A 17053-nucleotide genomic window follows, 5' to 3' on the forward strand; every position below is an offset into this window, starting at 1 on the left:
CTCAGAAGTTCTTGCGCAGATCCATGCCCTGATACATCGACGCGACGAGGTCGCCGTAGCCGTTGTACATGAGCGTCTTGCGCTTGGGCTGGAAGAAGCCGTCTTCGCCGATGCGCCGCTCCGTGGCCTGGCTCCAGCGCGGGTGATCGACGTTCGGATTCACGTTCGAATAAAAGCCGTATTCGTTCGGCGCGTACTTGTTCCAGCTCGTGGGCGGCTGGTTCTCGACGAAGCGGATCTTCACCAGCGACTTCGCGCTCTTGAAGCCGTACTTCCACGGCACCATCACACGCACGGGCGCGCCGTTCTGGTTCGGCAGCACCTGGCCGTAAAGGCCGACCGTGAGCAGCGTGAGCGGATTCATCGCTTCGTCCATGCGCAGGCCTTCGGAATACGGCCAGTCGAGAATCGGCTCGGCGAGACCCGGCATTTGCGAGGGGTCGGCGAGCGTGATGAACTGCACGTAGCGCGCGTTGCCCGTGGGCTGCGCGCGGCGGATCAGTTCGGAAAGCGAAACACCGATCCACGGCACGACAATCGACCAGCCCTCCACGCAACGATGCCGGTACACGCGCTCTTCGAGCGGCGCGAGCTTGAGAATCTCGTCGATGTCATAGACCTTCGGGTTCTTCACCTCGCCCTCGACGCTCAGCTTCCAGGGACGCGGCCGCAGCGTGTGCGCGTTTTGAGCCGGATCGCCCTTGTCGGTGCCGAACTCGTAGAAGTTGTTATAGGTCGTGATGTCCTTGTAGGGCGTGACCTTGTCGAGCGCGACGAACTTCGTGTTCGTCTGCGCGGCGAGCTTCTGCGCCTTCGGGTCGCCGGGGGCGTATTCCGCAAACGCCTCTCTTGCACCGAACGGCCCCGCAATGCTGCCGAGCGCAAGCGCGCCCGCTGCCCGCAGAATGCGCCGACGCTGTTCGTACACCTTTTGCGGCGTGATTTCGCTCGCGGGGATGTCGTCACCGTTGAGCAAGATCCTGCTGCTCCGCTTGATCCACATATCGCTGCTCCTGCTCCTTGCGTGGCGTGCGCCGCCAGCACATTGATCGTATCTCGACCCGTCCTGCCGTGCTGTGCACGACGGGGATCGACGGGATGACCTCAAGCGGGCAAACGCGCAATTCGCAGAAAACTTCCCGGCGGACGAAAAAAAACCGTCGGAGCGCGAGGCATCCGACGGTTAGTTCGTCTTGCAGGCCGATTCGGTTACAGCTTGCCGTAGCTGTGCAGGCCCGAAAGGAACATGTTCACGCCGAGGAATGCGAAGGTCGTGACGAGCAGCCCGGTAAGTGCCCACCAGGCCGCCACGCCGCCTCGCAGGCCCTTCATGAGGCGCATATGCAGCCAGGCGGCGTAGTTGAGCCACACGATCAGCGCCCAGGTTTCCTTCGGGTCCCAGCTCCAGTAGCCGCCCCAGGCCTGCGCCGCCCACAGCGCGCCGAGAATGGTCGCGATGGTGAAGAACGCGAAACCCACGGCGATCGACTTGTACATGACGTCGTCGAGCACCTCGAGCGCGGGCAGACGGTCCGCCAGCACGCCGCGCTCCTTCATGATGTACGCCACGCCCACCATGGCCGAAAGCGCGAAGCTGCCGTAGCCGATGAAGTTCGCCGGCACGTGGATCTTCATCCACCAGCTCTGCAGCGCGGGCACGAGCGGCTGGATCTGCTGCGCGTCGCGCGAGATCGAGTACCACATCAGGAAGCCCACGGCCGCGCTGATCACGAGCAGCACGAACGCGCCGAGCGCGCGCGTGTTGTAGTGCCTTTCGTAATACAGATAGAAGAGCGCGGTGATGAGACTGAACAGCACGAACACTTCGTAGAGGTTCGAGATGGGAATGTGCCCGACGTCCGCGCCGATGAGATAGGACTCGTACCAGCGCACCATCAGGCCGACGAAGCCCATGAGCACCGCCGCCCATGTGAGCTTCGAGCCGATCGAGCCGCCCGAGGGCGAGCGTGAGAGCAGGCCGATCCAGTAGAACAGCGTGGCGAGCACGAACAGCGCGCTCATCCACAGAATGGCCGACTGGCTGGAGAGGAAATACTTGAGAAAGAACGCCTGATCCGCGCGCGCGAGGTCGCCCTGGTAGATCTGGATCGCGAACAGCGCGAGCACCGCGATCCCGGCCATGAGCAGCCGCGCCGGCTTCCAGCGCCAGCCCAGCACGACGAGCGCCGGCGTCGTGCCGCACAGCACCAGCTTGTCGTAGTAGTTCATGTGCGCGTGGTAGCGCGAGAGCGCGAAGCCCGCGCCCGCCACGAGCGCCAGTGCGAACAGCCAGTCCACCACCGTCAGGCGGCGCAGGAAAGGACGTTCGTCGAACAGGACGCCGGCGAGCGGATCACGGGCAGTCGCGGCGCCGTGCGCCACAGCGGCATTGGCCACCTGCGCACGTTCGGCGCGGCGAGCCTTCGCGGAGGAGGAAACCTGAGACAAGTCCATGGGCTTACCGGTGTTGATCGTGAGTGGCTGCAATCACGTGCGTGAATCAGGGCGCACGGTCCGTGCCGCTGCCGTTCGTGTCGCCCGCATCGTCCGCGGCGCCCGTTTGCGGCGCCGCGCCTAGCGCACGGCCGACCGCATCGCGGGTACGGGCGAACTCCTTCTCGAAGTCGAGGGTACGGCGGGCGGTCGACATCGCCATGATGACGTCGACGCCGTGGTCCTGACCGTCCTGCCCCTTCCGGTCCTTCAGCCAGAACCACAGACGCCGCTCACGCACGTAGAACATCGAGAAGATGCCGAGCACGAGCAACAGGCTGCCAAGATACACGACTTTCTTGCCCGGCGCGCGCGTCAACTGAAATACCGAAGCTTGCACCTGCTTGAATGAATCGAGCTGTAGATAGACAGGAGATCCATACAGGAAGCTATCGGATATCGCGTTGATCGAGTCCTGCACGAAGCGCGCGGCGTCGGCATCGGGCTTCAGATCGGGCTCGCCGGCCTGCTCGCGCGCGAGCTGCCAGAGATCCCATGTCGCACCCTCGAGCATGCGCAGCAGGAGGCTCGCGGCCTTTTCCTGCTGCTCCTTCGGCACCGACTTGTCGATGAACGCGGCCACGGCCTGGAAGCCGCCAGCGGCGCCTGCAGCAACCGCAGCACCTGCCTGCGGCGCGTCCGGGCCCGCGAAAAGGGTCAAGACGCGCTCGGCGCTGTCTTCGAGATGCTGTTGCAACTCGCGGTTCGAATCGGGGACGGAGCGCGCGGCGAAACGCTTCGCGGCCTGCGCGCGCAAGGCGGGGTCCTCGAAAGCCGCGCGCAGCATCATCCACTCCTTCGGCGTGCCGCCGGTGTCGGCGGGAATACGCAGGTAGCGGAACGGATCGTCGGGATTCTCGCGCATGCCCGCGAGGAACATGCGGTCGCCGCCGCCCACGTCCACGGGCAGCATGTAGTTGTTGTACTCGCGCGCCTGGCCGTTCTTGTCGCGCACCTTGTACTGCACCGAGGGGCCGACGTTATGCAGATCGAGCGGCTTCGAGCTCTTCGCACCGGAGCCGAGGCGCTCGTCGAACGCTTCCGTGAGCGACTGGTGGGCCACACCGCGCGCGTCGTTCGCGCCGCTGCCGTTCGAGATGTTCTCGACGTTGATCGCCCGGAAGTCCGCGAATTCGATCGTCTGCCCATCCACGCCCGGCACCGTCTGGCCGGCGGGCACCGCGAGCGGCGCCGAATTTCCGATCGTGCCGCCGAACGGGAAGTGCTTCGCGCTCGCGCCCGACATGGGCCACGCCGTCATCGACATCTGCGAGCCGCCGTCCTGGAAGCTCGACTGATAGATCGACACGCCGTCGTACTCGAACGGCTCGTTCACCTCGATGCGCGCCGGAACGCGCTGGCCCGTCTTGTGGTCGATCACGACGATGTCGCTCGCAAAGAGCTTGGGCATGCCGGTCGAGTAGTAATCGACGATGAACTTGTTGAGCTGGATGGAGAACGGCAGGTCCTGGATCAGCGAGCCGTCGGGCTGGTTGAGGATGGCCGTGGAAACGAACTGGCCCTCGGGCACCCAGGCGTAGCCGCGGAACGTCGGGTTCGACTGCGAGAGCCGATGCTCGGGCGCAATGTCGTTGATGACTGCGTTGCTGCGGATGGGCGTCTTGTCGAACAGCCACATCTGGAATTTGATCGGCAGATTGCTGTCGAGCAGGCCGCCGAGGCAGATGATCACGATCGCGAGGTGCGCGAAGATATAGCCGATCTTCGTGAGCGCACCGCGCTTGGCGGCGATGAGCGTGGCCCCATCGCTCTCGCGCGTGACGAACCGGTAGCCCATGCGCCCCGCCAGCTTCTCGAGCGTGGCGGCCGTTTGCTCGCGCGTGCCGCCCTCCACCGCGAACTCGCCCTTGTGATGGAACGCGCGCAGGCTGCCTTCGCGGACCTTGTCCTTCCAGCTCTTCATGTCGGCGATCATCTTCGGCGCGTTGCGGATCACGCACAGCGAAACCGACACTACGAGAAAGCCGAGGATCGTCATGAACCACCACGCGCTGTAGACCGTGTAGAGGCTCAGCGAGCGGAAGATGTCGGCCCAGAAGGGGCCGAACTGGTTGACGTAGTTCGGGTACGGGTCGTCCTGCGTGAGCACCGTGCCGATGATGCTCGCGATGGCGAGCACGACGAGCAGCGCAATCGCGAAGCGCATCGAACTGATCAGCTCGACGGCGCTTTTCACGGCCTTCTGGCGAACATTCAACTGCAAACCCTGCGTGGTGACGCTCATTCAAACTCCGCTTTTTCGCTCTTGCTGCTTTCTTGCCGATGAGGCGCTACAGCAAAAAAGGGTGCAGGCGCGCCGTCAGCGTGACGACGCCCTCACCCTTTTCTTGTTTTCCGGCCAGCCGCGCCGTGAGACTGCTGATCACACGCGCGGCGAACCTGCTGCGCTCAATGCAGGCCGGCGGCGTAATCGGCGACCGCCTTGATCTCGTCGTCCGAGAGCCGGTGCGCGATGGTTCGCATCGGATCGTTATTGTTACGCGTGCCCTGCTGGAAAGCATTGAGTTGTGCAACGACATATTCCGACCACTGGCCCGAAAGGCGCGGAAACTGGATCGGAATCCCCTGGCCCGTGGGTCCGTGGCACGCTGCACAGGCTGGCACGCCCTTGTCGGCGATGCCGCCGCGCCAGATCGACTGGCCAAACGGCACGGTCTTCGCGTCGTGCGCGTAGCCGGGTTTGGGTGTCTGGGAGGCGAACCAGGCTGCGACGTTGATCATATCCTGGTCTGACAGCGCGGCAGCGAAGCCGGCCATGATGGGGTTTGCGCGCGCCGCCGGCTTGCCGCCGGGCTGCGGTTTGAAGTCCTTGAGTTGCTTGACGAGATAGTCGGCGTGCTGGCCGGCGAGCTTGGGATACGCGCCGCCGGAGCTGTTGCCGTCGGCCGCGTGACAGGCCGCGCAGACCTGCGCCGCAATGGCTTGCCCCCGGGCGACGTCGGGCTTGGCCGGCGTTCCCTGATCCGCCGCGCTTGCCTGCCCCGCCATCATGAATAAACCTGCTGTAAGACCTGACGCTATCGCACTCTCGAACACCTTCAAGCACTTGCCCAGTCGATTCATTCGCGCACCTTGTTTCGTCTTGTGGGAATCAGGTTCTGCAATGTACGACAGCGACCGATCTACCTCGAAAGGCCCGCGCTGGCCTTGCTGGTATTCAGTAAACCATCGCATTGTACAATAGCGCGCAAGGCGCCACGGCGCCAGTCGGGCCTGCCCCCGATATCCCAGAATCCATCCCGGGCGCGTCCGGGCCCGGCGGGCCAACCGCCGCGTTGTCTCACATTGTGGTCCTTTTCCGATGGCCTTCCTGCTGCACCAAGCCCGCTTCTTCACGACGGTGAATCATCTGCGCGACCTGCCCGCTACGGCGCGGCCCGAGGTCGCGTTCGCCGGCCGTTCGAACGCCGGCAAGTCCACCGCCATCAATCTGCTGTGCAACCAGAAGCGGCTCGCCTTCGCCTCGAAGACGCCGGGCCGCACCCAGCACATCAACTACTTCTCGGTCGGCCCCGCCGACGAACCCGCGGGCTATCTCGTCGACCTGCCCGGCTACGGCTATGCCGAGGTGCCGGCCGCCGCGAAGGCGCACTGGGAGCAACTTCTCTCGCTGTATCTGCAAACGCGCGCGCAGCTCTCGGGCCTCATCCTGATGATGGATGCCCGCCGCCCGCTCACCGACCTCGACCGCCGCATGATCGAGTGGTTTGCACCGACGGGCAAGCCGATCCACGCACTCCTCACAAAGTGCGACAAATTGACGCGCCAAGAAAGCCTGCTCGCGCTGCGCACGACGAACAAGGCGTTCGACGAGTACAGCAAGCAAGGCTACGAAGGGAAGCTGAGCGCCCAGCTTTTTTCGGCGCTCAAGCGCGTGGGGCTCGACGAGGCGCATGCCGTAATCGAGAGCTGGATTGTGCCGCGGGAAGCTGTCGGCGAAACCGACACGCAAGCGGAATAGCGCACCTCGGGCCAGTCGCTTCGGGCAGGCCCTCAGTCGTCTGAAAGCCCACATTGTCGGGCTTTTCATGCGCTTTCATCATATCTTTTCGCAAGGCCGGCGCGGCATTTTCCGCGTTATGTGCGCTACCGCATACAGACCACGCCAAACGCTGGCACAAGCGCCCGTTCCGGCTTGCGCCGCGGGGCCTTGCCACGCGCCCTTTCGGCGCACATAAAAAAACCCGCCGTGATTTCCGGCGGGTTAAACAGCCTTATCGAAAAACGACAGGCACCCGCTCAGGGAGGAGAAGCGGGGAGCTCGGCGCCAGGCGCCTCGCTCGATCGGTATGATATACCATTGTCCCGAAAAGTTTCCTGCGCCCCGGGACCCACCCCGTTTCAAGATATCCGCCGACATGAGCTTCTATCCGCATCATCGTCCGCGCCGCATGCGACGTGACGATTTCTCGCGCCGTCTGATGCGCGAAAACCTCCTCACCACGAACGACCTGATCTACCCCGTATTCGTCATCGCGGGCAACAACGTGCGCGAAGCCGTGCCGTCGATGCCCGGCGTCGAACGCGTGTCGATCGATCTGCTGATGGGCGTCGCCGAGCAGTGCGTCGAACTCGGCATTCCGGTGCTTTCGCTCTTCCCCGTTGTCGATCCGGCGCTCAAGACGCCCGATGGCATCGAGGCGACGAACCCCGACGGCGTGATTCCGCGCGCCGTGCGAGAACTGAAGAAGCGTTTCCCCGACCTCGGCGTGCTTTGCGACGTCGCGCTCGACCCGTACACGAGCCACGGCCAGGACGGCGTGCTCGACGAGAACGGCTACGTCATCAACGACGAGACCATCGAGATCCTCGTCGCGCAGGCGCGCGCGCAGGCGCAAGCCGGTGTCGATATCGTCGCGCCTTCGGACATGATGGACGGGCGCATCGGTGCGATCCGCGAGATGCTCGAAAGCGAGAACCACATCCACACGCGCATCATGGCGTACTCGGCCAAATACGCCTCGGCGTTCTATGGTCCGTTCCGCGATGCCGTGGGCTCGGCGTCGAATCTGGGCAAGGGCAACAAGATGACCTACCAGATGGACCCGTCGAACTCCGACGAGGCGCTGCGCGAAGTGCGCCTCGACATCGAGGAAGGCGCCGACATGGTGATGGTGAAGCCCGGCATGCCGTATCTCGACATCGTGCGCCGCGTGAAGGACGAATTCCGCTTTCCGACCTACGTGTACCAGGTGAGCGGCGAGTACGCCATGCTCAAGGCCGCCGCGCAAAACGGCTGGCTCGATCACGACAAGGTGATGATGGAATCGCTGCTCGCGTTCAAGCGCGCGGGCGCCGACGGCATCCTCACGTATTTCGCGCTAGACGCCGCGCGTTTGCTGCGCGCACAGAAGTAAGCACTGCACGCGTCGCATGAAAAAAGGCACGTCCATGGACGTGCCTTTTTGCTTTTGGGCCGAGGCGCGTTCTCACGCGCGCGCCTTGCCGCCGATCAGGCCGATGGCGCTGCCGGCGTCTGCGGCGCCGGCGCCGTCACGCGATCGAGACGCGCGAGGAACCGGTCGGCATTTTCGTAGCCGACCACGCGTAGCACTTCGCGCCCTTGCGTATCGAAGAAGATGATGCCCGGCGGTCCGAAGAGGCCGAAGCGCTTGAGCAGTGCCTGGTCGTCCGAATTGTTGGCGGTCACATCGGCGCGCAACAGGCCCAGCTCCGCGAGGCGCGCCTGCACGCGCGGGTCGCTGAAGGTGAACTTCTCCATTTCCTTGCAGCTCACGCACCAGTCGGCGTAGAAGTCGAGCATCGACGGCTTGCCCGCGGTCTTGAGCGCCGCATCGAGTTGCGCGGGCGAGCGCACGGGCGCGAACACCAGCGCGTTCGCTTCGTTGGCGCCGCCGGACTGCGCCGCGCCTGCAGCGGCAACATCGCTCGCGCCGCCCACGCGCGCGGCCAGCACCGCGAGCGGACGCAGCGGATCCGTCGAACCCGCCGCAAGACCGACGATCAGCGTCGCCGCCCAGATCGCGAACGCAGCGCCGAGGCCACGCCCGAGGCGCCGCCACACATTGGCCGCACCCGCGTTCGGCGTGAAGAGGCCAAGCGCGGCGGCCGCGAGCAGCAGCCAGAGGGCAGCGAGCAGCATCTGCGCGGTGGCGCCGAGCACTGGCCAGACGATCCAGAGCGCGGCCGCGAGCAGCACGACGCCGAAGAACACCTTCACGCCATCCATCCACGTGCCCGCACGCGGCAGCAGCGAGCCCGCGCCGAGGCCGAGGGCCATCAGCGGGACGCCGAGACCCAGGCCCATCGCAAAGAGCGCCGCGCCGCCGAGTACGGCGTTGCCCGTGTGCGCGATGAACGCCAGCACCGCGAAGAGCGGCGCGGTCATGCAGGCCCCCACCACGAGCGCGGAAAGCGCGCCCATCACGGCGACCGCGGCGAATTTGCCGCCGGAACGGCCCTGGGTGGCGCGCGAGGCGCCGTCCTGCCAGCGCTGCGGCAGGGCGATGTCGTAGCCCGCGATCAGCATGACGGCGAATGCGGCGAGGAGCACTGCGAACACGCCCAGCACCCACGGGTTCTGCAGCCAAGCGCCAAGGCTCTGGCCGACCAGCGCAGCGGCAATGCCCAGCACCGTGTAGACGAGCGCCATGCCGAGCACGTAGACGAACGAGAGCGCGAAGCCGCGCGAGCGCGTGACGCGCTCGCCCTCACCGACGATGATCGCCGACAGGATCGGGATCATCGGGTACGAGCAGGGCAAGAGGCTCAGCACCATGCCGGCTACGAAGTACAGGCCGACCACGGCGAAAAAGCCGCCGCCTTGCAACAGCGATTGCGCGTAGTCGGCGCTCGTGGCGCGCTCGTACCAGGGTTCTTCGGTGTCACCTGCTGCGGGTACCGCGGTGGTTTGCGGCTGAGGCGCGGGCGTCGGGTTCGCTGCGCCCGGCACGGCGCTCTGGCCAGCCGTCGCGGCCTGCAAAGCGGCGCCGCTCACGTGGAACACGTGTTCCGCGGGCGGATAACAGATGCCAGCATCGGCGCAGCCCTGCGATGTCACCGCAAGATCGAACGGACCGCTCGCCTTCTGCACCGGCACGCGGATCGTCAGCTCGCTGCGATAGGTTTCGACATTCTTCTGGAAGGTCGGATCGAACTTGACGTGGCCGGGCGGGATTTGCGCCTCGCCCAATTGCGCCGTGCCGTTGCGGACTGCGAAGGCGAAGCGCTCGCGGTACATGTAGTAGCCGTCGGCGATCTTGAAGTGCACGTCGACCATGCCCGGCGCTTCGCTCGCACTGAACGTGAAGGCCTGGTCGGGCGGCAGGAAGTCGTCGTCGGCCGCACGCGCGAGCGACGCACCGAGCAGCATCGGCAGCAGAGCGCAGACGAGCAGGAGAAAGCCGGACAGCGTAGCGTACGGCGCGGCGCGCAAGCGCCGATCGAAGCGGTTAGACATGAAGGGTGCGCTGAGTCTCGGCATTGACCCATTGCCCGTAGGCGTTCGACGCCATGGCTTGCCACGAGAGAATCTCGGGCGTCTCGTAGGGATGCTGGGTCTGGATGAACTGTTCGAGCTCGGCCGCGCGGGCGAGACTCGTCTTGAAGAGCAGCTGGATCTCGTTGCCCGACTCGATGTTGCCCTGCCAGTGATACTGCGAGTGCACGGCGCCCAGGCGCGTCACGCACGCGGCGAGACGCTGCGCGAGCGCTCCGGCAGCGAGCGTTTCGGCGGTGCCCTCATCGGGCACCGTAGTCAGCATCAGGGTCACATTGAGGGTCACGACGAACTCCGGCGTGGTGCCCGCGTGCGACGGCAAACGGGCTTCGGGGCAGAACGTAATCGTACCATCGGCGCCGATCGGCTTCTCTCGTGCACCGTGTGGCAAAGGGGGACTGCAACCGGCAAACACGGTACGGCGCGCTTTCATCCACGCCGGAAAACAAAAAAGCCAGGCTAGGCCTGGCTTTTTCGCATGCCGCTCAATCCGGGGATCGAGCGACGGAAAGCTTATTCCGCTTCCTGGACGTTCTCTTCCGCGACTTCCGGACGGTCGAGCAGTTCGACCAGTGCCATCGGTGCGTTGTCGCCAACACGGAAACCGAACTTCAGGATACGCAGGTAGCCGCCCGGACGGTTCGCGAAACGCGGACCGAGCACGTCGAACAGCTTCGTGACCGAGTCACGATCGCGCAGGCGGTTGAACGCCAGACGACGGTTTGCGAGCGACGGCTTCTTGCCCAGCGTGATGAGGGGCTCGACAACCTTACGGAGTTCCTTCGCCTTCGGCAGCGTCGTCTTGATGACTTCGTGCTCGATGAGCGAGTTGGACATGTTACGGAGCATTGCCAGACGGTGGCTGCTCGTGCGGTTCAGTTTCCGCAGACCATGACGGTGACGCATTTCAATTTCCTTGAAACAAAGTTTTGGTCCAGCTCTTCTATCGCCCTGCAACTACCAGGGCACGGGCCGGTACGTGAAAAAGGCAAGACGCGGATTTTAAAGGAAAATCCGCGTCCGTGCCAGACTTCTTACTTGTCGAGACCAGCCGGCGGCCAGTTTTCGAGCTTCATGCCGAGCGTGAGACCGCGCGAAGCGAGCACTTCCTTGATCTCATTGAGCGACTTGCGACCCAGGTTCGGGGTCTTGAGCAGCTCGTTCTCGGTGCGCTGGATCAGATCGCCGATGTAGTAGATGTTCTCGGCCTTCAGGCAGTTCGCCGAGCGAACCGTGAGTTCGAGATCGTCCACCGGACGCAGCAGGATCGGGTCGATCTGCGGGGCGCGCGAAGGCGCTTCCGCGGCCGTCTCCGTGCCTTCCAGAGCCGCGAACACCGACAGCTGATCCACGAGGATGCGGGCCGACTGGCGGATCGCTTCCTCAGGCGAGATCACGCCGTTGGTTTCGATGTTCATCACGAGCTTGTCGAGGTCGGTACGCTGCTCGACACGCGCGCTTTCCACGGCGTAGCTCACGCGGCGAACCGGCGAGAACGACGCGTCCAGCACGATGCGGCCAATGATCTTGGCCGACTCTTCGCCGTAACGGCGCACGTTGCCCGGCACGTAGCCACGGCCCTTTTCGATCTTGATCTGCACGTCGAGCTTGCCGCCCTTCGTCAGATGCGCAACCACGTGATCGGGGTTGATCACTTCGCAGTCGTGCGAGAGTTCGATGTCGCCAGCGGTGACAACGCCTTCGCCTTCCTTGCGCAGCGTAACCGTCACTTCGTCACGGTTATGCAGCTTGAAAACGACACCCTTCAGGTTCAGCAGCAGGTTGACCACATCCTCTTGCACACCATCGAGCGTCGAGTATTCGTGCACGACGCCTGCGATCGTCACTTCGGTCGGCGCGTAGCCCACCATCGACGACAGCAGCACGCGCCGGAGCGCGTTACCCAAGGTGTGGCCATAACCGCGTTCGAACGGCTCCATGACCACTTTCGCGTGGTTGTCGCCGAGCGATTCCACAGCGATGATCTTGGGTTTCAACAAACTGGTTTGCATAGGTTTTCCTTTTCAATACCCTCGGCTCGTTACACCGATAAGGCTGAGATGGCAACAACCTGAAAAAAACGGCCGAGGCCGCCTCCTGCGCGAAGCACAGAGGTTACCCCGGCCGTCAATCCGATTACCGCGAATACAATTCGACGATCAGGCTTTCGTTGATGTCGCCAGCGATGTCGCTGCGCTCAGGCATGCTCTTGAACGTGCCTTCGAACTTCTTCGCGTCGACCGACACCCAACCTGCCATGCCGCCTTGCTCTGCGAGCGAGAGGGCTTCGACGATACGCGCCTGCTTCTTCGCCTTTTCGCGAATCGCGACGACGTCGCCTGCCTTCACTTGCATCGACGGGATGTTCGAAACGACGCCGTTCACCGTGAGAGCCTTGTGGCTCACAAGCTGACGCGCTTCAGCGCGGGTCGAAGCGAAGCCCATGCGGTACACGACGTTGTCGAGACGCGATTCGAGCAGTTGCAGCAGGTTTTCGCCGGTGTTGCCCTTGATACGGTCAGCTTCCGCGAAGTAGCGGCGGAACTGGCGCTCGAGCACGCCGTAGATACGCTTCACTTTCTGCTTTTCGCGAAGCTGCGTGCCGTAGTCGGACGTACGTGCGCCCGAGGTGCGGCCGTGCTGACCCGGCTTGCTGTCGAGCTTGCACTTGTCGGCGAGCGAGCGGCGTGCGCTCTTCAGAAAGAGGTCGGTGCCTTCACGGCGGGACAGCTTGGCCTTCGGGCCGATATAACGTGCCACGTTGCTTTCCTTCGATAATTGATCACGCGAGGGCTAAACGCCGGCCTTCGCGCTAGTCCGGCTCTTTGAACCGAACGGTGGGCTTAGTCAATTCAATAACGCCGAGAGCCTGGGTCGCCGTTTCCGGCGGCTCAGGCGTTCGGCTAAAGCGACGCCTTAGATACGGCGGCGCTTCGGCGGACGGCAGCCGTTGTGCGGGACCGGCGTAACGTCGGAGATCGCGGTGATCTTGATGCCAAGACCATGCAGCGCGCGCACCGCCGATTCGCGACCCGGGCCGGGGCCCTTGATACGCACTTCGAGGTTCTTGACGCCGTATTCCATTGCAACACGGCCAGCCGATTCAGCTGCGACCTGAGCTGCGAAGGGCGTCGACTTACGCGAACCCTTGAAGCCCTGACCGCCCGACGTTGCCCAGGCAAGCGCGTTGCCTTGACGGTCGGTGATCGTGATGATCGTGTTGTTGAACGACGCGTGAACGTGAACCACGCCCTCGGCGACGTTCTTCTTAACCTTCTTGCGAACGCGTTGCGCCGCGGAGTTGTTCGAAGCCTTAGCCATTACGTTTTCCTGTAACTTTCAGTTCCGCTTACTTCTTCAGCGACTGTGCTGCGCGGCGCGGACCCTTACGCGTACGTGCGTTGGTACGCGTACGCTGGCCACGCAGGGGCAGGCCCTTGCGATGGCGCACGCCGCGGTAGCAGCCGAGGTCCATCAGGCGCTTGATGTTCATCGTCACTTCACGGCGGAGATCGCCTTCGACGACAAACTTGCCCACTTCCTCACGCAGCTTTTCCAGATCCGCGTCGTTCAGGTCCTTGACCTTCTTGTTGAACGGCACACCGGCGGCCACGCAGATGTTGCGCGAACGCGTGCGGCCAACACCAAAAATTGCCGTCAGGCCGATTTCGGTGTGCTGGTGGTTCGGGATGTTAACCCCTGCAATACGAGCCATTGTTTTTCCTCAAACAAAAAGCGCAAGCGCGCTAATCAGCCTTGGCGCTGCTTGTGGCGCGGGTCCGAGCTGCAGATCACGCGAACGACGCCGTTGCGCTTGATGATTTTGCAGTTGCGGCAAATGCGCTTTACCGATGCCATCACTTTCATGATATTACCCTTTTTCCTAAATCACTTCGCCCGGAACACGATCCGCGCACGCGACAGATCGTAAGGCGTCAACTCAACCGTCACCTTGTCGCCCGGGAGAATGCGGATGTAGTGCATCCGCATTTTTCCGGAAATATGTCCCAGAACGACATGGCCGTTTTCCAGCTTCACCCGGAAGGTTGCGTTGGGGAGGTTTTCGATAACCTCGCCTTGCATCTGGATTACATCGTCTTTGGCCATAGGTCCTTTTAACGCATCGGGACGCCGCCGCCCTTGAAGTTAGCCTTCTTGAGCAGCGATTCATATTGTTGCGACATCACGTACGACTGCACCTGCGCCATGAAGTCCATTGTGACGACGACAATGATCAGCAGCGACGTTCCACCAAAATAAAACGGCACATTCCAGCGCAGCACCAGAAACTCAGGCAGCAGGCAAACAAACACGATATAGATCGCACCGGCCAGCGTCAGACGCGTGAGGATGCGGTCGATATAGCGTGCCGTCTGATCGCCCGGACGGATGCCAGGTACGAACGCGCCACTCTTTTTCAGGTTGTCGGCCGTTTCCCTGCTGTTGAACACCAGTGCGGTGTAGAAGAAGCAGAAGAACACGATCGCCAACGCGTACAGCAACACGTACACGGGCTGGCCAGGCTTGAGGGCTTCGGCCACGTTGTGCAGCGTGTCCGCAAACCAGCCGGTTCGCGAACCCGAACTGAACCAGTTCAGGATGGTTGCCGGGAACAGGATGATCGACGACGCGAAGATCGGCGGAATCACACCCGACATGTTCAGCTTGAGCGGCAGGTGGGACGACTGCCCGCCGTAAATCTTGTTACCGACCTGGCGCTTCGCATAGTTCACGAGGATCTTGCGCTGGCCGCGTTCGATGAACACCACCAGGTAAGTCACGGCTGCGATCAGAACGACCACGATGATCGCCGAGATGATGCTCATCGAGCCGGTGCGAACCAGTTCGAAAAGCCCACCGAGCGCATTCGGGAAGCCTGCCGCGATCCCGCCGAAGATGATGATCGAGATACCGTTGCCAAGCCCGCGTTCCGTGATCTGCTCACCAAGCCACATCAGGAACATCGTGCCCGTTACGAGCGTCACGACCGTCGTCAAGCGGAACACCATGCCCGGATCGATCACGAGGCCAGGCTGGTTTTCCAGCGCGACCGCGATGCCGAACGCCTGAAACGTCGCCAGCACCACCGTGAAGATCCGCGTGTACTGCGTGATCTTGCGTTGTCCAGCCTGCCCTTCCTTCTTCAGCGCTTCCAGCTGCGGCGAGACGATCGCCATCAGCTGCAGGATGATCGACGCCGAAATATACGGCATCACACCCAGCGCGAAGATCGTGAACCGAGACAGTGCGCCACCCGAGAACATGTTGAACATGCCAAGGATGCCGCCCGACTGGCTCTGAAAGAGCTTCGCCAGTTGGTCCGGATCGATACCCGGAACCGGAATATGCGCGCCGATACGATAAACGACCAACGCCAGCAGCAGGAACACTGCACGCCGGCGCAGGTCGCCGAACTTCGGAGCGCTGCGACCGGTTTTTGCGAGACTCGGGCTGTTAGCCAAGTAGCTTCTCCGATGCAGATGCTAGTGACGGCGGGCAAGCCCGCACGCACCACTCACAATCACTCGGCAAAAGAACCGCCTGCTGCTTCAATCGCAGCACGCGCATTCTTCGTCGCACCCAGACCCTTCACGACGACCTTACGCTTGATCTCGCCGGTAGCGATGATCTTCGCGCTCCTGGTCAGTTCGCCCACGAGGCCTGCCTGCTTGAGAGCCAACAGATCGATTTCGTCGACCGGCAGCTTCTCGATGTCGGCGAGGCGCACTTCACCAACGAATTCCTTCGTCAGCGAGGTGAAGCCACGCTTGGGCAGACGACGCTGCAGAGGCATCTGACCGCCTTCGAAGCCGACCTTGTGGAAGCCGCCCGAACGCGATTTCTGACCCTTGTGACCACGGCCAGCGGTCTTGCCGAGGCCGGAGCCGATGCCGCGGCCGACGCGACGCTTTGCGTGCTTCGCGCCTTCTGCCGGCTTCAGGTTATTCAATTCCATTTTCAACTCCTGGAGTCTTTGGTCGACCGCTTAGCCGATGACCTTAACGAGGTACGAGACCTTGTTGATCATGCCGCGCACAGCCGGCGTGTCCTGCAGCTCGGAGACCGAGTTCAGGCGGCGCAGGCCGAGACCGCGCACGGTGGCACGGTGCGTTTCGCGGGTCCCAATCAGGCTCTTGACGAGCTGAACCTTGACAGTTTTTTCAGACATGGTACCCACCCTTAGCCCAGAATGTCTTCGACGGACTTGCCGCGCTTCGCCGCGATGTCAGCCGGGGTCGACTGCTTGCGCAGACCGTCCAGCGTGGCGCGAACGAGGTTGTACGGGTTCGTCGAACCGTGGCTCTTGGCCACGACGTTCTGCACGCCCATCACGTCGAACACTGCGCGCATCGGGCCGCCGGCGATCACGCCCGTACCTGCCTTCGCCGGAGCGAGGAGGACGACCGATGCGCCATGCTTGCCGTGCACTTCGTGTTGCAGGGTGCCGTTCTTCAGGGGCACCTTGAACATGTTGCGGCGAGCTTGTTCCATCGCCTTCTGGACAGCGACGGGCACTTCCTTCGACTTGCCCTTGCCCATACCGACGCGGCCATCACCATCGCCAACCACGGTCAGAGCGGCGAAGCCGAGAATACGGCCGCCCTTCACAACCTTGGTCACGCGATTGACCGAAATCATTTTTTCGCGGAGGCCGTCGTCGCGTTCGTCAGCCTGAACTTTCGCTTGCATCTTTGCCATGACGAATTCCTTCCTTAGAACTTGAGCCCGGCTTCGCGCGCAGCATCAGCCAGCGCCTTGACGCGGCCGTGATAGCGGAAACCCGAGCGGTCAAAGGCGACGGATTCGATGCCGGCGGCCTTAGCCTTTTCTGCAATACGCTTGCCGATCAGCGAGGCTGCAGCGACGTTGCCGCCCTTGCCCGACTGGTCAGCCAGTTGCGCACGCACTTCAGCTTCAAGCGTCGACGCGCTAGCCAGCACCTTGGTGCCGCAGGGCGAGAACACTTGCGCATAGATGTGCGTGTTCGTGCGATGCACGGCCAGACGCGCGACCTGCAGCTCAGCGATCTTGAGACGCGTCTGACGAGCGCGGCGCAGGCGAGATTGAGTCTTATCCATG

The 17053-nt window shown here is 63.1% G+C and carries 20 protein-coding genes; 2 read left to right on the forward strand and 18 right to left on the reverse strand.

Translation table 11 applies throughout. The features are described 5' to 3' along the window. Position 1 precedes the first annotated feature (1 nt). The 4 genes from msrP to AB3X98_RS36870 all read right to left on the reverse strand — a co-directional run bounded on the left by msrP (position 2) and on the right by AB3X98_RS36870 (position 5577). Entirely contained in the window at positions 2-1003 is a 1002-nt protein-coding gene (gene msrP / locus AB3X98_RS36855; protein WP_368606210.1) for a protein-methionine-sulfoxide reductase catalytic subunit MsrP, read from the reverse strand. 206 nt (positions 1004-1209) lie between these two features. Further along, positions 1210-2454 (reverse strand): c-type cytochrome biogenesis protein CcsB, encoded by a 1245-nt coding sequence (ccsB, locus tag AB3X98_RS36860; RefSeq protein WP_069268224.1) that lies wholly within the window; start codon positions 2452-2454, stop codon positions 1210-1212. A 46-nt stretch (positions 2455-2500) separates the two neighbouring features. After that, on the reverse strand, positions 2501-4738 hold the full coding sequence (locus AB3X98_RS36865) for a cytochrome c biogenesis protein ResB (protein WP_368606209.1): 2238 nt from the start codon (positions 4736-4738) through the stop codon (positions 2501-2503). Between the two features lie 164 nt (positions 4739-4902). After that, on the reverse strand, positions 4903-5577 hold the full coding sequence (locus tag AB3X98_RS36870; protein ID WP_069268222.1) for a cytochrome c: 675 nt from the start codon (positions 5575-5577) through the stop codon (positions 4903-4905). 238 nt (positions 5578-5815) lie between these two features. Between AB3X98_RS36870 and yihA the strand changes: the two genes are divergently transcribed. Beyond that, positions 5816-6475, forward strand: coding sequence for a ribosome biogenesis GTP-binding protein YihA/YsxC (yihA, locus tag AB3X98_RS36875; protein WP_069268221.1), 660 nt, complete (start codon positions 5816-5818; stop codon positions 6473-6475). 397 nt (positions 6476-6872) lie between these two features. After that, on the forward strand, positions 6873-7871 hold the full coding sequence (gene hemB / locus AB3X98_RS36880; RefSeq protein ID WP_069268220.1) for a porphobilinogen synthase: 999 nt from the start codon (positions 6873-6875) through the stop codon (positions 7869-7871). A 95-nt stretch (positions 7872-7966) separates the two neighbouring features. Here the strand turns inward: hemB and dsbD are convergent, their stop codons facing one another. From dsbD to rplR, 14 genes are all read right to left on the reverse strand, one after another. Continuing rightward, positions 7967-9934, reverse strand: coding sequence for a protein-disulfide reductase DsbD (gene dsbD, locus AB3X98_RS36885; protein ID WP_368606208.1), 1968 nt, complete (start codon positions 9932-9934; stop codon positions 7967-7969). Then, positions 9927-10238, reverse strand: a complete 312-nt coding sequence (cutA, locus tag AB3X98_RS36890) for a divalent-cation tolerance protein CutA (RefSeq protein ID WP_176732981.1) — start codon at positions 10236-10238, stop codon at positions 9927-9929. The genes dsbD and cutA overlap by 8 nt, the downstream gene beginning before the upstream one ends. A gap of 248 nt (positions 10239-10486) precedes the next feature. After that, positions 10487-10879, reverse strand: coding sequence for a 50S ribosomal protein L17 (gene rplQ / locus AB3X98_RS36895; RefSeq protein WP_027797304.1), 393 nt, complete (start codon positions 10877-10879; stop codon positions 10487-10489). 128 nt (positions 10880-11007) lie between these two features. After that, positions 11008-11985 carry a DNA-directed RNA polymerase subunit alpha gene (gene rpoA, locus AB3X98_RS36900; RefSeq protein WP_069268218.1) on the reverse strand — a complete coding sequence of 326 codons (978 nt, stop codon included), beginning with the start codon at positions 11983-11985 and terminating at the stop codon, positions 11008-11010. 124 nt (positions 11986-12109) lie between these two features. Beyond that, positions 12110-12733, reverse strand: a complete 624-nt coding sequence (rpsD, locus tag AB3X98_RS36905; RefSeq protein ID WP_069268217.1) for a 30S ribosomal protein S4 — start codon at positions 12731-12733, stop codon at positions 12110-12112. Positions 12734-12889: 156 nt separating this feature from the next. After that, on the reverse strand, positions 12890-13294 hold the full coding sequence (gene rpsK / locus AB3X98_RS36910; protein ID WP_006052224.1) for a 30S ribosomal protein S11: 405 nt from the start codon (positions 13292-13294) through the stop codon (positions 12890-12892). 28 nt (positions 13295-13322) lie between these two features. After that, positions 13323-13688 (reverse strand): 30S ribosomal protein S13, encoded by a 366-nt coding sequence (gene rpsM, locus AB3X98_RS36915; RefSeq protein ID WP_028213337.1) that lies wholly within the window; start codon positions 13686-13688, stop codon positions 13323-13325. Between the two features lie 35 nt (positions 13689-13723). Beyond that, positions 13724-13840 (reverse strand): 50S ribosomal protein L36, encoded by a 117-nt coding sequence (gene rpmJ, locus AB3X98_RS36920; RefSeq protein WP_027819338.1) that lies wholly within the window; start codon positions 13838-13840, stop codon positions 13724-13726. 21 nt (positions 13841-13861) lie between these two features. Next, entirely contained in the window at positions 13862-14080 is a 219-nt protein-coding gene (infA, locus tag AB3X98_RS36925; protein WP_004521905.1) for a translation initiation factor IF-1, read from the reverse strand. Between the two features lie 8 nt (positions 14081-14088). Next, positions 14089-15435, reverse strand: coding sequence for a preprotein translocase subunit SecY (secY, locus tag AB3X98_RS36930; protein WP_028206524.1), 1347 nt, complete (start codon positions 15433-15435; stop codon positions 14089-14091). A gap of 59 nt (positions 15436-15494) precedes the next feature. Continuing rightward, the gene (gene rplO, locus AB3X98_RS36935) at positions 15495-15929 is read right to left on the reverse strand and encodes a 50S ribosomal protein L15 (protein WP_028206523.1); all 435 of its coding nucleotides are present in this window, start codon (positions 15927-15929) and stop codon (positions 15495-15497) included. A gap of 30 nt (positions 15930-15959) precedes the next feature. After that, a complete protein-coding gene (rpmD, locus tag AB3X98_RS36940) occupies positions 15960-16142 on the reverse strand; it encodes a 50S ribosomal protein L30 (protein ID WP_010106952.1) in 183 nt (60 codons plus the stop codon). An 11-nt stretch (positions 16143-16153) separates the two neighbouring features. Continuing rightward, positions 16154-16672 carry a 30S ribosomal protein S5 gene (rpsE, locus tag AB3X98_RS36945; RefSeq protein ID WP_028206522.1) on the reverse strand — a complete coding sequence of 173 codons (519 nt, stop codon included), beginning with the start codon at positions 16670-16672 and terminating at the stop codon, positions 16154-16156. 14 nt (positions 16673-16686) lie between these two features. Further along, positions 16687-17052, reverse strand: a complete 366-nt coding sequence (gene rplR / locus AB3X98_RS36950; RefSeq protein WP_027819343.1) for a 50S ribosomal protein L18 — start codon at positions 17050-17052, stop codon at positions 16687-16689. Position 17053 lies beyond the last annotated feature (1 nt).

Origin of the sequence: Paraburkholderia sp. BR14312 (assembly GCF_040948675.1) — a bacterium.
Lineage (GTDB): Bacteria > Pseudomonadota > Gammaproteobacteria > Burkholderiales > Burkholderiaceae > Paraburkholderia > Paraburkholderia nodosa_A.

Coding starts and splice junctions, on each gene's coding strand:
- rpsM (WP_028213337.1), bottom strand. CDS start 13,688: ATGGCTCGTATTGCAGGGGTTAACATCCCGAACCACCAGCACACCGAA.
- yihA (WP_069268221.1), top strand. CDS start 5,816: ATGGCCTTCCTGCTGCACCAAGCCCGCTTCTTCACGACGGTGAATCAT.
- rplQ (WP_027797304.1), bottom strand. CDS start 10,879: ATGCGTCACCGTCATGGTCTGCGGAAACTGAACCGCACGAGCAGCCAC.
- rpoA (WP_069268218.1), bottom strand. CDS start 11,985: ATGCAAACCAGTTTGTTGAAACCCAAGATCATCGCTGTGGAATCGCTC.
- rplO (WP_028206523.1), bottom strand. CDS start 15,929: ATGGAATTGAATAACCTGAAGCCGGCAGAAGGCGCGAAGCACGCAAAG.
- infA (WP_004521905.1), bottom strand. CDS start 14,080: ATGGCCAAAGACGATGTAATCCAGATGCAAGGCGAGGTTATCGAAAAC.
- rpmD (WP_010106952.1), bottom strand. CDS start 16,142: ATGTCTGAAAAAACTGTCAAGGTTCAGCTCGTCAAGAGCCTGATTGGG.
- rpsK (WP_006052224.1), bottom strand. CDS start 13,294: ATGGCTAAGGCTTCGAACAACTCCGCGGCGCAACGCGTTCGCAAGAAG.
- msrP (WP_368606210.1), bottom strand. CDS start 1,003: ATGTGGATCAAGCGGAGCAGCAGGATCTTGCTCAACGGTGACGACATC.
- ccsB (WP_069268224.1), bottom strand. CDS start 2,454: ATGGACTTGTCTCAGGTTTCCTCCTCCGCGAAGGCTCGCCGCGCCGAA.
- AB3X98_RS36870 (WP_069268222.1), bottom strand. CDS start 5,577: ATGAATCGACTGGGCAAGTGCTTGAAGGTGTTCGAGAGTGCGATAGCG.
- rplR (WP_027819343.1), bottom strand. CDS start 17,052: ATGGATAAGACTCAATCTCGCCTGCGCCGCGCTCGTCAGACGCGTCTC.
- cutA (WP_176732981.1), bottom strand. CDS start 10,238: ATGCTGACTACGGTGCCCGATGAGGGCACCGCCGAAACGCTCGCTGCC.
- AB3X98_RS36865 (WP_368606209.1), bottom strand. CDS start 4,738: ATGAGCGTCACCACGCAGGGTTTGCAGTTGAATGTTCGCCAGAAGGCC.
- hemB (WP_069268220.1), top strand. CDS start 6,873: ATGAGCTTCTATCCGCATCATCGTCCGCGCCGCATGCGACGTGACGAT.
- dsbD (WP_368606208.1), bottom strand. CDS start 9,934: ATGTCTAACCGCTTCGATCGGCGCTTGCGCGCCGCGCCGTACGCTACG.
- rpsE (WP_028206522.1), bottom strand. CDS start 16,672: ATGGCAAAGATGCAAGCGAAAGTTCAGGCTGACGAACGCGACGACGGC.
- rpmJ (WP_027819338.1), bottom strand. CDS start 13,840: ATGAAAGTGATGGCATCGGTAAAGCGCATTTGCCGCAACTGCAAAATC.